13 protein-coding genes and 1 pseudogene are annotated in these 13470 nt (G+C 71.4%); 4 read left to right on the top strand and 10 right to left on the bottom strand.

The window, feature by feature from the left end; all coding sequences use genetic code 11:
- Positions 1 to 174: 174 nt before the first annotated feature.
- From nirD to AC067M_RS03695, 3 genes are read right to left on the bottom strand one after another with little or no spacing between them, the layout of a single operon-like run.
- The gene (gene nirD / locus AC067M_RS03705) at positions 175 to 525 is read right to left on the bottom strand and encodes a nitrite reductase small subunit NirD (RefSeq protein ID WP_478695305.1); all 351 of its coding nucleotides are present in this window, start codon (positions 523 to 525) and stop codon (positions 175 to 177) included.
- Entirely contained in the window at positions 522 to 3116 is a 2595-nt protein-coding gene (gene nirB / locus AC067M_RS03700) for a nitrite reductase large subunit NirB (protein WP_478695304.1), read from the bottom strand. The genes nirD and nirB overlap by 4 nt, the downstream gene beginning before the upstream one ends.
- The gene (locus AC067M_RS03695) at positions 3116 to 4330 is read right to left on the bottom strand and encodes an NAD(P)/FAD-dependent oxidoreductase (protein WP_478695303.1); all 1215 of its coding nucleotides are present in this window, start codon (positions 4328 to 4330) and stop codon (positions 3116 to 3118) included. The genes nirB and AC067M_RS03695 overlap by 1 nt, the downstream gene beginning before the upstream one ends.
- A gap of 180 nt (positions 4331 to 4510) precedes the next feature.
- Here AC067M_RS03695 and AC067M_RS03690 point away from each other — a divergent pair.
- A pseudogene (locus AC067M_RS03690) lies at positions 4511 to 4642 on the top strand (sulfite exporter TauE/SafE family protein); the annotation flags it as partial.
- Between the two features lie 19 nt (positions 4643 to 4661).
- Here the strand turns inward: AC067M_RS03690 and AC067M_RS03685 are convergent.
- Complete coding sequence (locus AC067M_RS03685; RefSeq protein WP_478695302.1) at positions 4662 to 5555, bottom strand: NAD(P)-dependent oxidoreductase; 894 nt, start codon at positions 5553 to 5555, stop codon at positions 4662 to 4664.
- Between the two features lie 97 nt (positions 5556 to 5652).
- On the opposite strand from AC067M_RS03685, the gene AC067M_RS03680 reads away from it, so the two are divergent.
- Entirely contained in the window at positions 5653 to 6054 is a 402-nt protein-coding gene (locus AC067M_RS03680) for a winged helix-turn-helix transcriptional regulator (RefSeq protein WP_478695301.1), read from the top strand.
- Here AC067M_RS03680 and AC067M_RS03675 read toward each other — a convergent pair.
- Together AC067M_RS03675 and AC067M_RS03670 are read right to left on the bottom strand one after the other, a co-directional pair.
- Positions 5992 to 6609 carry a class F sortase gene (locus AC067M_RS03675; protein WP_478695300.1) on the bottom strand — a complete coding sequence of 206 codons (618 nt, stop codon included), beginning with the start codon at positions 6607 to 6609 and terminating at the stop codon, positions 5992 to 5994. The genes AC067M_RS03680 and AC067M_RS03675 overlap by 63 nt on opposite strands.
- A 120-nt stretch (positions 6610 to 6729) precedes the next feature.
- Positions 6730 to 7251: a hypothetical protein gene (locus AC067M_RS03670; protein ID WP_478695299.1), complete on the bottom strand. Its 522-nt coding sequence runs from the start codon at positions 7249 to 7251 to the stop codon at positions 6730 to 6732.
- 253 nt (positions 7252 to 7504) lie between these two features.
- Between AC067M_RS03670 and AC067M_RS03665 the strand changes: the two genes are divergently transcribed.
- Positions 7505 to 8095, top strand: a complete 591-nt coding sequence (locus tag AC067M_RS03665; RefSeq protein ID WP_478695298.1) for an NADPH-dependent FMN reductase — start codon at positions 7505 to 7507, stop codon at positions 8093 to 8095.
- Positions 8096 to 8278: 183 nt separating this feature from the next.
- Here AC067M_RS03665 and AC067M_RS03660 read toward each other — a convergent pair whose 3' ends face one another.
- A complete protein-coding gene (locus AC067M_RS03660) occupies positions 8279 to 9013 on the bottom strand; it encodes a TetR/AcrR family transcriptional regulator C-terminal domain-containing protein (protein ID WP_478695297.1) in 735 nt (244 codons plus the stop codon).
- 89 nt (positions 9014 to 9102) lie between these two features.
- A complete protein-coding gene (locus tag AC067M_RS03655; protein ID WP_478695296.1) occupies positions 9103 to 10755 on the bottom strand; it encodes a M4 family metallopeptidase in 1653 nt (550 codons plus the stop codon).
- A gap of 148 nt (positions 10756 to 10903) precedes the next feature.
- Between AC067M_RS03655 and AC067M_RS03650 the strand changes: the two genes are divergently transcribed.
- Entirely contained in the window at positions 10904 to 11317 is a 414-nt protein-coding gene (locus tag AC067M_RS03650; protein WP_478695295.1) for a gamma-glutamylcyclotransferase family protein, read from the top strand.
- 82 nt (positions 11318 to 11399) lie between these two features.
- Here the strand turns inward: AC067M_RS03650 and AC067M_RS03645 are convergent, their stop codons facing one another.
- Both AC067M_RS03645 and AC067M_RS03640 read right to left on the bottom strand, forming a co-directional pair.
- A complete protein-coding gene (locus tag AC067M_RS03645; protein ID WP_478695294.1) occupies positions 11400 to 12746 on the bottom strand; it encodes a DUF6777 domain-containing protein in 1347 nt (448 codons plus the stop codon).
- A gap of 38 nt (positions 12747 to 12784) precedes the next feature.
- Positions 12785 to 13345 carry a hypothetical protein gene (locus tag AC067M_RS03640; RefSeq protein ID WP_478695293.1) on the bottom strand — a complete coding sequence of 187 codons (561 nt, stop codon included), beginning with the start codon at positions 13343 to 13345 and terminating at the stop codon, positions 12785 to 12787.
- Between the last annotated feature and the right edge of the window lie 125 nt (positions 13346 to 13470).

The raw sequence follows: 13470 nt of genomic DNA, 5'->3' as shown, positions 1-13470 counted from the left end.
CACCCCCGCCCCCCCCCCCTCCAAGCCCCCGGGACTTCCCCACCCCCGAACGAAAAAGAAAGTACACAACCCGGACCCCGCCCCCCGAAGCTCCGCGGCTCTGGAGCTTCGGGCGCCGGTCTCCGGCTTTCGTGTCCCCGGCTGAGGTATCCCCGACTGTCGTCGCGGGACGCCTCAGTGGGCGCGCACCTCGTAGGCGGTCACCGCGACCGTCTCGTCGTCCAGGCACCGCCCGCTCAGCAGGTCGAAGCGCTGCTTGAGCAGGGGCGAGGCGACGAAGGGGCGGCCCTTGTGGGTGCCGGTCAGGCCGCGGGAGAGGACCGCCGCGCCGACGAACGGGTCGCGGTTGTCGATGCCGTACAGCTCGCCGGCCCGGTCGCGGAACAGGGCGACCTGACGGCCGTCGGGCAGCAGCGCGGCCACACCCCGGCCGGGCATCAGCTGGCTGAGGTCGCAGACCGTGAACCAGTCGTCGTCGATGCGGAGTTGGACCTTGAGGTCGGTGGTCTCGGGTGCCAGGGTCATCGCTGGGCGCTCCCTTCCAGGACGTCGTGCGTGGGTCGCATGCCGATGCTGAGCAGCGGCAGGTCGGGCTTGATCTGGTCGCGCTCGGGGACGAAGCCGACGACCGGGTCGGGCGTGTCGGGCGCGTTGACGAAGGAGACGAACCGGGCCAGCTTCTCCGGGTCGTTGATGGTCTCCGCCCACTCGTCGCGGTAGTGCGCCACGTGGGCCGTCATCAGCGACTCCAGCTCCTCGCAGATGCCGAGGGAGTCCTCGACGACCACGTCCCGTACGTGGTCCAGGCCGCCGGGGATCCGCTCCAGCCAGGTCGAGGTGCGCTCCAGGCGGTCGGCGGTGCGGATGTAGAACATCAGGAACCGGTCGATCAGGCGGATCAGTTCGGCGTCGGACAGGTCCTGCGCGAGCAGGTCCGCGTGGCGCGGTGTCGCGCCGCCGTTGCCGCCGACGTACAGGTTCCAGCCGTTGGAGGTGGCGATCACGCCGAAGTCCTTCGACTGGGCTTCGGCGCACTCGCGGGCGCAGCCGGAGACGGCGGACTTCAGCTTGTGCGGGGACCGCAGGCCCCGGTAGCGCAGCTCCAGGTCGATCGCCATGCGCACGGAGTCCTGGACGCCGTAGCGGCACCAGGTCTGGCCCACGCAGGACTTCACGGTGCGCAGCGACTTGCCGTAGGCGTGGCCCGACTCGAAGCCGGCGTCCACCAGCCGGGTCCAGATGAGGGGGAGCTGCTCGACCCTCGCGCCGAACATGTCGATCCGCTGGCCGCCGGTGATCTTCGTGTAGAGACCGAAGTCGCGGGCGATCTCGCCGATGACGATCAGACCCTCGGGGGTGATCTCACCGCCGGCGATGCGCGGCACGACCGAGTACGAGCCGTTCTTCTGGAGGTTGGCGAGGAAGTGGTCGTTGGTCTCCTGGAGGGCCGCCTGCTCGCCGTCCAGGACGTAGCCGCTCGCGCCGATCGTCGGGGCGAGGGAGGCGATGATCGAGGCGACCGCGGGCTTGCAGATGTCGCAGCCGTCGCCGCCCCGGGCGTCCTCGCGGCCGTAGCGGTCGAGGAGGTCCTGGTAGGTGTTGATGCGCAGGGCGAGGACGATCTCGTACAGCTCCTCGCGGGTCTGCGAGAAGCAGCCGCACAGGCCCTTGTCGACCTCGACGCCGCTTGCCTCCAGCTCGGCGGTGACCAGCTGGCCGAGCACCTTGACGCAGGAGCCGCAGCCCGTGCCTGCCTTGGTGCACTTCTTGACCTCGGGCACCGTCGTGCACTGGTGGTCGGTGACCGCGCCGCGGATCGCGCCCTTGGTGACGTTGTGGCAGGAGCAGATGACCGCCTCGTCGGGCAGCGCGGACGGGCCGAGCTGGACGCTCTCACCGGCTCCGGCGGGCAGGACCAGCGACTCGGGGGAGACCGGCGGGACCGAGCCGGTGAACGCCTTCAGCGTGCCGTACGCGTCCGCGTCGCCGACCAGGATGCCGCCGAGCAGCGTGCCGTCGCGGCCGATGACCAGCTTCTTGTAGAGGCCCGCGCGCGAGTCGGAGTAGACGACATCGAGGCAGTCCTCGGTGGCGCCGTGCGCGTCGCCGAAGGACGCCACGTCCACGCCGAGCAGCTTCAGCTTGGTGGAAAGGTCGGCGCCCAGGAAGGCGGCCTCGTCGGAGGCGATGGTCGCCGCCGCCGTCTCGGCCTGCTCGTAACCTGGCGCGACCAGGCCGTACACCCGGCCGTCGGCGGCCAGCGCGCACTCGCCGATCGCGAACACGTGCGGGTCGGAGACCGTACGGCACTGCTCGTCGACCGTGATGCCGCCGCGCTCGCCGACCGTCAGACCGCAGTCGCGGGCGAGCTGGTCGCGGGGGCGGACACCGGCGGAGAACACCACCAGGTCGGTGGCGAGTTCGGAACCGTCCGAGAGCTTCATGCCGGTGACGGCACCCTCGGAGTCGACCACGATCTCCTGCGTGCCCACACCGGTGTGGACGCTCAGACCCATCTCCTCGATGGTGCGCAGCAGCGCCGCGCCACCGCCCTCGTCGACCTGCACCGGCATCAGCCGGGGCGCGAACTCCACGATGTGGGAGGTGAGTCCGAGACCCTTCAGCGCACCGGCCGCCTCCAGGCCGAGCAGACCGCCGCCGACCACGGCACCGGTCGTGCGGGTCTTCGCGTACTCCTCGATGGCGAGGAGGTCCTCGATCGTGCGGTAGACGAAACAGCCCTTGGCGTCCTTGCCCGGGACCGGCGGCACGAACGGGTAGGAGCCGGTGGCGAGGACGAGGGTCTCGTACTCGAAGACCTGACCGGACCTGGCGGTGACCTTCTTCGCGTCGCGGTCGATCGTCTCGGCGGGGTCGCCGACGTACAGCTCGATGCCGTGCGTCTCGATGAACTCCATGTCCGTCATGGAGAGTTCCTCGGGCGTCTTCCCCGAGAAGTAGGAGGTGAGCGCCACGCGGTCGTACGCCGGACGCGGCTCCTCGCACAGCACGACCACGCGGTGCGTGGCGGTCAGGCCGCGCTCGGCGAGCGCTTCGAGGAAGCGCTGGCCGACCATGCCATGGCCGACGAGCACGATCGTGGGGGTCGTGGACATCAGGAGCCTCCGTCGTTGGTGAGCAGGTGGAGCAGCGGGCCGCCGTCGGACGGGAGCGGCTCTGCTCCCTCCCAGGCGCGCGCGAGCGCGCCGACGGTGCCGAGTTCGCCGACGAGGACCCCGCCGACCAGACGGTCGTCGCGGACGACGACCTTGCGGTAGGTGCCCCGGGTGGCGTCGGTGAGCTGCACGACGTCGTCGCCGGGGAGGGCCTCGGTCTCGCCGAACGCGGCAAGGTCGAGGAAGTCCTGACCGGCGAGGGTGAGCCGGGTCAGGGAACGGGTGCCGGTGTAACGGGCGTCGGTGTCGCCCGCCAGCAACTCGGCGAGAATGTCGGCCTGTTCGAGCGCGGGCGCGGCGAGGCCGTAGAGGGTGCCCTCGTGCTGGGCGCAGTCGCCGATGGCCCGGATGTGCGGGTCGGAGGTGCGCAGTTCGTCGTCGACGAGGACGCCCTTGTGGACGGCGAGCCCGGCGTCCTTGGCGATACCGACGCGCGGGTGGACCCCGCAGGCCAGCACGACGAGGTCGGCGTCGAGGGCGTAACCGTCGGCCATCTCCACCGAGCGGACCGCGCCGTTGACGCAGCGCACGTCCCGCACGCGGCACTCGGTGTGCACCTCGACGCCCAGGTCCTTCAGGTGCCGCCGGACCAGCTTGGAGGCCGCCGGGTCGAGCTGGCGTTCCATCAGGCGCTCGGCCTGCTGGGCGAGGACGACCTGCGCGCCGCGCTGGGCCAGCGCGCGGGCGGCCGAGACCCCGAGCAGTCCGCCGCCGATCACGACCGCCCGCACGCCCGGACGCACCGCCTTCGACAGGCCCAGGCAGTCGTCCATCGTGCGGAACGCGTGGACGCCCTCGGGCAGGACGTGGTCGGGTGTGAACAGACCGCGCAGCGGCGGGAGCACGGCGTTGGACCCGGTGGCCAGGACCAGCGTGTCGTATGCGATCACCGAGCCGTCGGCGCAGCGCACGGCGCGCGCCTCGCGGTCGATGCCGGTGACCCGGGCACGGGTCAGTCCGGCGGGCGCCGGGAGGGCGATCACGTCCGGGCTGTAACGTCCGGCCAGCACCTCGGCGAGCAGGACCCGGTTGTACGGCCGGTGCTCCTCCTCGCCGACGAGCAGCGCGGGCGTGCCGAGCTCACCGAGCCGCCGGGCGAGACGTACGCCCGCGAGGCCGGCGCCGATCACCACCACACGCGTATTCGAGGTCATGTCCTTGAGCGTGCGGTGCCGAAGTTTCCCGACCGCATCACGGTTGTTTCCCGCGAGGAACGCTGCCCTCAGCGGGGCGGGGGCGGGAGTGTGAGGGTTCCCGGGACGCGGTGGGGGCGGGCTGTGAGATCCCGGGAACCTCAGAAGACCCTCTGGTCGATGAACCGGCCAGGTATCCCCTGCAATCTGGCGGGCGGCATGCTGGGCGCCCGTACCGCCCTGGAGAAGGGCAGCGGCTTCGTGCGGATCGTGCTGCTGACGGTGGTGTTCGCGCTGGTGGCGAACCTGGCGTACGAGCAGTGGGGAGCGTAGGAACCGCTCGTCCGGTCCCTCAGCGCTCCCCGGGCGCGAGCAAGTCGATCAGGCCCGTGGTGTCCTCGTCGCCGTGCCCGTCGGCGAGGCGGCGCTCCATCAGGGTCATGAACGGCACCAGGAGATCCGGGCCGACGCCCTGCTCCTCGGCCGTGCGCAGCAGGGTCGCCTTGCCCGCGACCTGCATGGCCAGGTTGGAGACGACGCCCGTGCGGTAGTCGCCGCTCTGCAGCCGGTCGGCGGTCCCGTACGCCGACTGGGCCATCGCGGTGATCCAGGACACGAGCAGCGGCGCGAACTCCTTCGGCGAGATGTCCTCCCGGCGGACCAGCGCGAAGGCGTGCGTGATGCCCGCGAACATGCCGTACATGCCGCTCAGCAGCGCCACGTCGTGCAGCGCGGCGAACCCCGGATCCGCGCCGACGTAGGTGGTCCCGGCCGGGACGGCGAGGGTGTCCCGGTGCTCCTCGAAGAGCGCGGCGGAGCCGCTGTAGAAGACGTACGCCCCGCTCTCGGGGACCCCGATCATCGGCGGTACGGCCATGATCCCGCCGTCCAGGAAACGGGCGCCGCGCGCCTTCGCCCACGTGGCGCGGGAGCGGCCGTCGGCCGGTGTCCCGGTGGTGAGGTTGACCAGGTCCCGCCCGGTCAGGTCGGCCCCCTCGAGAGCCTCCCCCACCGAGGAGTCGTCGAGCAGACAGGCGACGACCAGAGGGCTCGCGGCCACCGCCTCGGCGGCGGTCGCGGCGACCGTGGCGCCCTCGGCGGCCAGGGCCTCGGCGCGGGCGGGCGTGCGGTTCCAGACGGTGAGGGGGTGCCCGGCGGCGAGCCAGGCGCGGGCCAGCGCGGTGCCCATGGCGCCGGTGCCGAGGAGAGTGAGGGGAGCGGGCTGGACAAGTGCGTTGTCGGTCATGGCGATTAGGCTCGTCGCAGGGGAGCGACCCGCTCAAGTACGTACTTACGAGTGGGTGGTTACCGCAGGGAAAGGGTGCAGGCGGGAGGGGTCGGGCATGGTGGTCGGACGGCGGCCGGGGGCGTACGTCTGCGGGATCGACGCGGCGATGGACGTGATCGGCGGCAAGTGGAAGGTGCTCATCCTCTGGGCGCTGCACGAGCGCCCGTGCCGCTTCGGCGAGCTGCGCCGCGCTCTGCCGGGGGTGACCGAGAAGGTGCTGGCCGCGCAGTTACGGGAGCTGGAGGCGGACGGCATCGTCCACCGGGAGGCGTACGACGAGGTGCCGCCGCGCGTGGAGTACTCGCTCACGCCCCGCGGAGCCGCCCTCAACGAGGCCCTGGTCCCGCTCGGCGCATGGGGCAAGGCAAACGTCCTGAACGGCTCACCGGACCGCTCACCGACTGCCCGTGAGGTGAGCGAAGACGACCACGTTCCCCTGATAACCCGTGCTCCGTGAGTAACCCCCACCGCACGTGATCACCCGCAGCTCCGGCCGCCGAGCGGCCCCGTACACCTTCGCATCGGGGAAGTCCCGCGCGTCGTACACCTCGACCGCGTCCACGGAGAACACCGCGATCCCGCCGTCACGCCGGTCCACCTCGATGACGGCGCCCTTCTTCATGGCGCCGAGGTCGTAGAAGACGGCGGGGCCCTCGGCGTTGTCGACGTGCCCGGCGACGATCGCGGTGCCGGTCTCGCCGGGGGTGGTGCCGGACTCGTACCAGCCGGCCAGGTTCTTCCCCTCCGCCGGCGGGACGTCCAGGGCACCGGTCGGCGTGAGGCGCAGGCCCATCAGGGGAGCGTCCACGCCGATGGAGCGGATGCGGATGCGGTCCGGCGGGGAGGGCGGCAGCGCCGGGGCCGAGCGCGGGTCGACGTGCCTGGAGCGGGCCTCGGACGCCGTCGGCTGCGGCGGGGCGTGCGTCTCGGAACCGTTGCGCAGCAGCCAGGCACCCGAGCAGAGGGCGACGGCGGTGACGGCCGCTATGGCGGTGTTGCCGACCCTGCGCATCTGATAGCACCCTCCTCCTGCGTGGCGGAACCCCGTGCCCCCCTCCGGGCCGCGAGGGGCGTCGGACCCGGAGGGGGAGGGGACTTGCGGTACCGGCGGACGGACAGCGGAGGGTGTCCGTCAGATCCCGTCGCCTCTCGCCCGGCGATGCAGGAGCCAGGTACCGCCCGCGGCGGCGACGGCGAGAGCCGCCACACCGGCCGCGGTCTGTACGGGGTCGTGGCCCAGGGCGCCACCGACCCCCGTCTTCACACTTCCTCGCGGATACACCTGGGCGTGCCCGGAGGACAGCGTCACCACCAGGTCACCGGTGACCCACTCATCGCTCTCGGCGCAGGTCACGACGATCTCGTACGTCCCCTGCTGCGCGCTCGGAGGCACCCGGAACCGCCCGATCGCCTCACCCTCGTGCGTGGTCGGAGCGAGCGTGAAGTGTCCCGCGCCGACCGCGCTGGCGTCGCCGGTCGCCGTACCGCCGTCGCCGCAGGCGGCCGTGTTCACCGTGACGTCGCCGCCCGGCACCACCATGGAGGGGAACACCTCCAGGCCACCGGTGTCACCGCCGTACGCGGGCGCGGCGATCGCGCCGGCCGTGGCGACGGCGAGCGCGGTACCGGTCAGCAGCCGGACGGTACGTCGCATGGATGCTCCCTGGAGCTCTCGGTTGCCTGCCCTTCCGAGGTAAGGGGCGCCGGGGCGAGCCCGCTTCCTGAGAGGGCGTCAGAAATGTGGTGAACGGGTGTCAGGGCGACCGCACCCGCCGCCGTTTCAGCAGGTCACCGCCGCGTGTCGGGCGCGCTGTGGAAATGAGCCCTGGGGGCGTGTGAATGGGTGACTGGCCTTCCGGGGGCCACGGCTTGACCTCAACAATGGTTGAGGTATCAGGCTGTGGCACATGAACACAGACACCGCTCACGCGCCCCTGAACGTCACCCTCGTCGTCGGCAGCAACCGCCACGGCCGCTTCGGCCCCGTGGTCGCGGACTGGCTCCTCGGCCGCGTTCGCGAGCGTGACGACATCGCCGTCCAGGTCGTGGACGTCGCCGAGATCGACCTGCCGACCACCTTCGCCCGCTCCGCCGAGGCGACCGCGGCCCTGCGGACGGTCACGCCGAAGCTCGCGGAGGCGGACGCGTTCATCGTGCTGACCCCCGAGTACAACCACTCCTATCCGGCGGCCCTGAAGAACCTCGTCGACTGGCACTTCGCCGAATGGCAGGCCAAGCCCGTCGGCCTCGTCTCCTACGGTGGCATGGCGGGCGGCCTGCGCGCGGCCGAACACCTCCGGCAGGTCTTCGCCGAGCTGCACGCCGTCACGGTCCGCGACACCGTCTCCTTCCACAACGCGGGCGCGTCCTTCGACGACGAGGGCCGACTGCGCGATCCCTCGGGCCCGGACGCGGCCGCGAAGACCATGCTGGACCAACTCGTGTGGTGGGGGCTGGCCTTGAGGGAGGCGAAGGACAGGCGGCCGTACGCGGCCTGAGGGTGGTTCAGCTCGATCGTGTGATGGTCGGCTTCCGGGCTTGCGGCGTGCTGGGCCGTTCGGGCTGCGGTGACCGTGCGAGCTGGGACGCCGGGTATGGCGTCAGCGTGCGGGGCCCCCGTTCCACCGGAGTGATGGTTCGGGGTCTCCCTGCCGGCCTCTGACCCTGTCCCGGCTGCCGCCTCAGTGCGGCAGCCGCGTGGCCAGCCCGTCCAGGACGATCTCCAGGGCGCCGGTGAACTTGTCGTCGCGCAGGGCGACCGGGTCGGCGGTCGCGGCGGCGGCCTCGGTGTAGGCGCCCGAGAGGTGGTCGTGGGCGGCGGCCGCCTCCTGGGCGGCGGGCAGCAGGCGCGCGATGAAGTCCGCCTCGCTCTCGCCGGACCGGGCGACCGTGGTGAGCCAGGCCGCCTCCGTGGTGCTCATGCCGATGACGTACGACAGCACGGCGTCGATCGCACGGCTCGGCTCCGGGAAGCCCGCCGCCGTGAACAGCGCGGCCAGCCGCTCGGAGAACGACATCAGGTTGGGGCCGAGATAGGCGAGGCCCGCCTGGCCGAGCACCGAGGACAGCCACGGGTGTCGCAGCGCCGTCGCGCGGAAGGAGTGCGCGGCCTCGCCGACGGCGGCGCGCCAGTCGGGGCTGTCCGCGTCCGGTACGTGGATCTCGGCGGCGACCTCGTCCACGGCGAGCTCCATCAGCTCGTCCTTGGTCGCGACATGCCGGTAGAGCGAGGTGGCGCCCGCGTTCAGGCGGGCGCCCAGCTTGCGCATGCTCAGTGCCTCGATGCCGTCGGCGTCCAGCATCGCGATCGCCTCCCGGACGATCGCGTCGCGGCTGAGGGCGGGCTGGTCGGTCTCGCGTCGGGTGCGGGCCCACACGGACGGGATGGGGTTCTGCTTGGTCTTCGCGGCGGCCATGACGCTCGCCCCTCCTCTGGTCGCGTACATCGTTCGCAGTCAGCGTACACTGTTCGCAGCGGAGGGGCGAGCGGCGGAGCCACCCGGGCTCAGCCCACGTTCACCGCGCTCCAGGCCGCCGCGACCGCCTTGTACTCGGTGCTGCCGCTGCCGTACAGGTCCTTCGCCGCGTTGAGGGTCGCCGTGCGGGCGCCCGCGTAGTTCGTCGAGGACGTCATGTAGACCGTCAGCGCCCGATACCAGATCTTGCCGAGCTTGTCCCGGCCGATGCCCGTGACCGTGGAGCCGTCGTAGGTCGGGGAGTTGTAGGTGACGCCGTTGACGGTCTTCGTGCCGCTGCCCTCGGCGAGAAGGTACGCGAAGTGGTTGGCGACGCCGGAGGAGTAGTGGACGTCGAGGTCGCCGACCTTGCTGCTCCAGTAGTCCGCCGACTTGCCGTCCTTGGAGGGCTTGTCCATGAAGCGCAGGGCCTCCCGGCCGAAGCCGGAGCGGACGATCTTCTCGCCGATCAGGTAGTCACCCTTGTCCGACGCGTTGTCCGCGTAGAACTCCACGAGCGTGCCGAAGATGTCGGACGTCGCCTCGTTCAGCCCGCCCGACTCGCCCGAGTACGTCAGCGCCGCCGTCTTCGAGGTGACGCCGTGCGACATCTCGTGGCCCGCCACGTCCAGCGACACCAGCGGCCCGAGCTGCGTGCCGTCACCGTCGCCGTACGTCATGCAGAAGCAACTGTCGTCCCAGAAGGCGTTGTTGTACTTGTTGCCGTAGTGCACCCGGTTGAACGAGCCCTTGCCGTCACCGGCGATGCCGTTCCGTCCGTGGACGTTCTTGTAGTAGTCCCACGTCGTGTCGGTGCCGTACTGCGCGTCCACGGCCACGGTCGAGCGGTCCAAGGCCGAGCCCGTGCCCCAGTGGTTGTCCGTGTCCGTGAACACCGTCGAGGGCGCCCGGCTGACGCAGACGTTCCCCAGGAAACACAGGTCCGTCTTGTTCGCCGCGTCCCCGGTGTAGGTGCCGCCGCGCGTCGGATCCGCGAGCTGGTACGTCGATCCCGACAGGGTCGTCTGCACCGCAACCGTGCCGCCGTACAGCGACTTCCCGTCGCCGGACGCGGTCTCGATGTCGTCCCAGGCGTCGATCTGTGCGCCGGTGCGGGCGTCCGTCAGCACCGTCCGCGAGACCGGGTTGCCGAGCGAGTCCTGGGCGGCGGCGTTGGTGCGCCAAGCGAGCCGCGGGCTGCCGTGCAGGGCGTCGACGACCAGCTCCGGCTTGGCGGTCAGCTTCTTCAGGGTCTCCCCGAGGTTCGCGGCCCGCAGCGCGTTCACCGCGAGGTCGGCGGCCTTCGGGGCGGAGAGCGCGGGGGTGATGCTCGCGAGGGAGATGGGGGCGCGCGTGGCCCGGTCCGTACTGCGGTAGGTGCCGTCCTTGGTCAGATGGACTACGAAGTCGCCGCCCAGCACGGGCAGTTGACGGTAGGTGCGGTCGTAGCGCACATGCTGGGTGCCGTCCGCGTCCACGACGACGTCCCGGACGGACGTGCCCTGAGCGGAGGTCAGGCCCAGGCTCTTGGCGAAGTCCGTCAGGACGGACGCGGCGTTCTCGATCGCGGTGGCCCGGGTCGGTTGCTCGGCCGCCTCGGCAGTGGGGGAGAGGGCGGCGGTCAGCAGGGTGGCGGTGGTGGCGGCCACACCGGCGGTGGCGAGACGACGGGAACCTCGGACATGCGGCCGTATCCGGCTCATCGGTCTCCTCGAAAAGGCGCCAGGGGGCGCGTGGGGGGAGGGCGGCGCGTGGGGGGCGGCGCTGATCTTGACCAAGATCTAAGGCGCCCCAGACGTGTCATGTCCATAGCGCGACCGAGGAGGTGTGTGAGGGGAGAGAATCGTTTCTGTGACGCTCCCGTTCTTCGTCTACGGCACCCTCCGCCCCGGCGAGGTCAACCACGACCTCTTCCTGCGCGGCCGCACCCTGTCCGAGCAACCGGCACGGCTCGGCGGCGCGGTGCTGTACGACGGCCCCGGTTATCCGTACGTCGTGGAGGAGCCCGGCGGCGCGGTGTACGGGGAGGTCGTCACCGCGCGACCCGAGGCGTACGGCGAGTTGCTCGTCGCCCTCGACCGGCTGGAGGACTACGCGCCGGGCGACCCGCGCAACCTCTACGAGCGCGTCGAACGGGAGGTCACGCGCGTCGGCGACGGCGGGACCGTGCGGGCATGGGTGTACGTGGCCGCCCCCGCCGTGTCCGCCCGGCTCCGGGCCCGTGGCAGGCGGATCGAGGGCGGGGACTGGTCGGGGCGGGCATGAGCTGAGCCGCTCCCTTCGCGTGCGTACGGCACCGGCCCCGACTCCACCGAGTCGGGGCCGGCACGCACCTTTCGGCCGCCTTCTAGCCGAGGTTCGTCGCCTCGGCCGGGACCTGCGTTCCGCCGTCGCTCGCCCCGCCGTCGCTCGCCCCGCCGTCGCTCGCCCCGCCGTCGGTCGTGCCGCCGTCGGTCGCCCCGCCGTCGGTCGTGCCGCCGGACGTCTCGTCCACGGCGGTCACCATGACGGTGGCGCCCGGGGCGACAGTGGTTCCGGCAGGCGGATCGGTCTGCTGGACACGGGCGGCGGCGGACTGCGAGGAACCTGGGCCATGCGCGGGTGTGAGTCCCAGCGCCTGGAGTTGCGCGAAGGCCTCCCCCACCGCGAGGCCGGTCATGTCCGGCACCTGCACCTCGTCCGGCGGTTCCGGCGAGGGGCCCTCCGCGGCCACGCGCAGGGTCACGGTCGTCCCCTTGGCCGCCGTCGTCCCGCCGCCCGGCTCCTGCCCGACCACCGTGCCCACCGCGGCGCCGTCGGCCGGTTCCTGAACGGTCTCGACCGCGAAGCCGGCTTCCTCGAGCCGCCCGGTCGCCTCGTCGACCGGGCTGTCCATCACGTCGGGAACGGTGAGGTCCCCTGTCGCCTCGCCGTTCGGATCCTTGGGCAGTGCGGTGTCCGCCCCGCCGTCGGTGCCGACCGGCCGCTCGATTCCCCGGCCCGGGGCGTCGATGTCGACGAGGGCGACCGCGTCCAGCTTCGACGTGCCCTCGGGCGGGGCCGTGACCGTCACGACCTTGTCCTTGTCGTACCGGCCCTTCCAGGTCTTCTTCCCCTTTCCGAAGTCCACGTCGACGTCGTCGATCCCGTGGTCCGGCGCGGACAGCGGATTGCCGCAGTTGCACTTCACGACAGGTCGGCCCAGCCGGTCGATGAGCACGGCGACGCCCGCCTCCAGCAGCGCCTCGTAGGGAACCGCTTTGCCCTTGCGGTAGTCGTGGTTCTTCACGAGTGTCGGATTGCGCAGGTAGACCGGCGTCAGATCGTCGACGAACCGCTCGATCCCACTGACGTCGATGTTCTGCACATTCGCCCAGGCCTTCGCCTTGTCACGGTTGCCCGGGTCCTTGAGGAAGCGGACGAGTTGGTCCTTCAGACAGCTCGTTTTGTTCCGGGAGCCTCCGTAGAGCCCCGGCGTGCTGCCGCTCTTGGTCCCCCCGGACAGTGCCTCCACCGCGCTCATCGCCAGATCCATGCCCAGCAGCGCCTTGGAGAAGGGAGAGGCGCCGACCACACCCCGTCCCACCGCCTTCGCCAGGACCTTCGGCTTCGGCTTCGGCCAGGCGCACCCGGCGAGCAGGGCGACTCCCAGCACCAGCGCCAGGGCGCCCGCCAGCGCACGTCCGGCCGTCCGGCCGAGTCCCTTCATCCGCATTCGGTTCTCCGCGATCATCGTGCCCCTCCGGTCGCGCGTCAGGAGACGACGTCGAAGTAGAACTTGTACGTCGATCCCTCACCGGTGTGCAGGGTGAAGAACTTGTACTGAATACCCCGTTCCTCCTGCCAGCCCTGGTGGGCCAGGTCCTGGAGCCTGGTGGCCGTGAACACCTGTGAGGACGTCCCCAGTTGGTCGTCGCCCGTGCCGAACAGGGCGCCGGCCACGTCCGCGAGCAGCCCGGGCGCCCAGTCGGGCACCGAGTAACCGGCTCCCGCCGCTGCCGCTGCCGCCGCCTCGGCGACCGCGTGCGACTCGGCCGACAGAGCGTCGGGGTCGCCGTAGTCCCGCTCCATGCAGGTCACCGTCATCGACATGTCCCGGGGCTCACCCCAGTACAGGATCTTCGTCTCGGCCACCGTCTCTCCGGCGTCGACGTCGTCGTACACCCCGAACATGCTCGTGCGCACGGCGGGCCGGCCGTTCTCCATCGTGGAGATGTTGGAGATGCAGTAGATCTCGTCCGAGTCACTGCCGCCGTCGTAGTCCGTCTCGCCGAAGCAGATCATTCCCTTGTAGCGCATCACGATGATGGCCATGCCTGAACCCCCTGGGCTGGTCGTTCGTCTCTGCGGGAGGCCTGCTCCCGCTGACATCGAGCTTCCAGGCCGCAGGGGGTCGGCACACGAGTAGTCGGCTACTCGCTTCCGGGTGCGCCCGCCTC

It is taken from the genome of Streptomyces sp. NPDC043427 (assembly GCF_056436655.1).
Note: the sequence above shows the minus strand (reverse complement) of the source record. Positions and strands in the feature narration are given on the sequence as shown.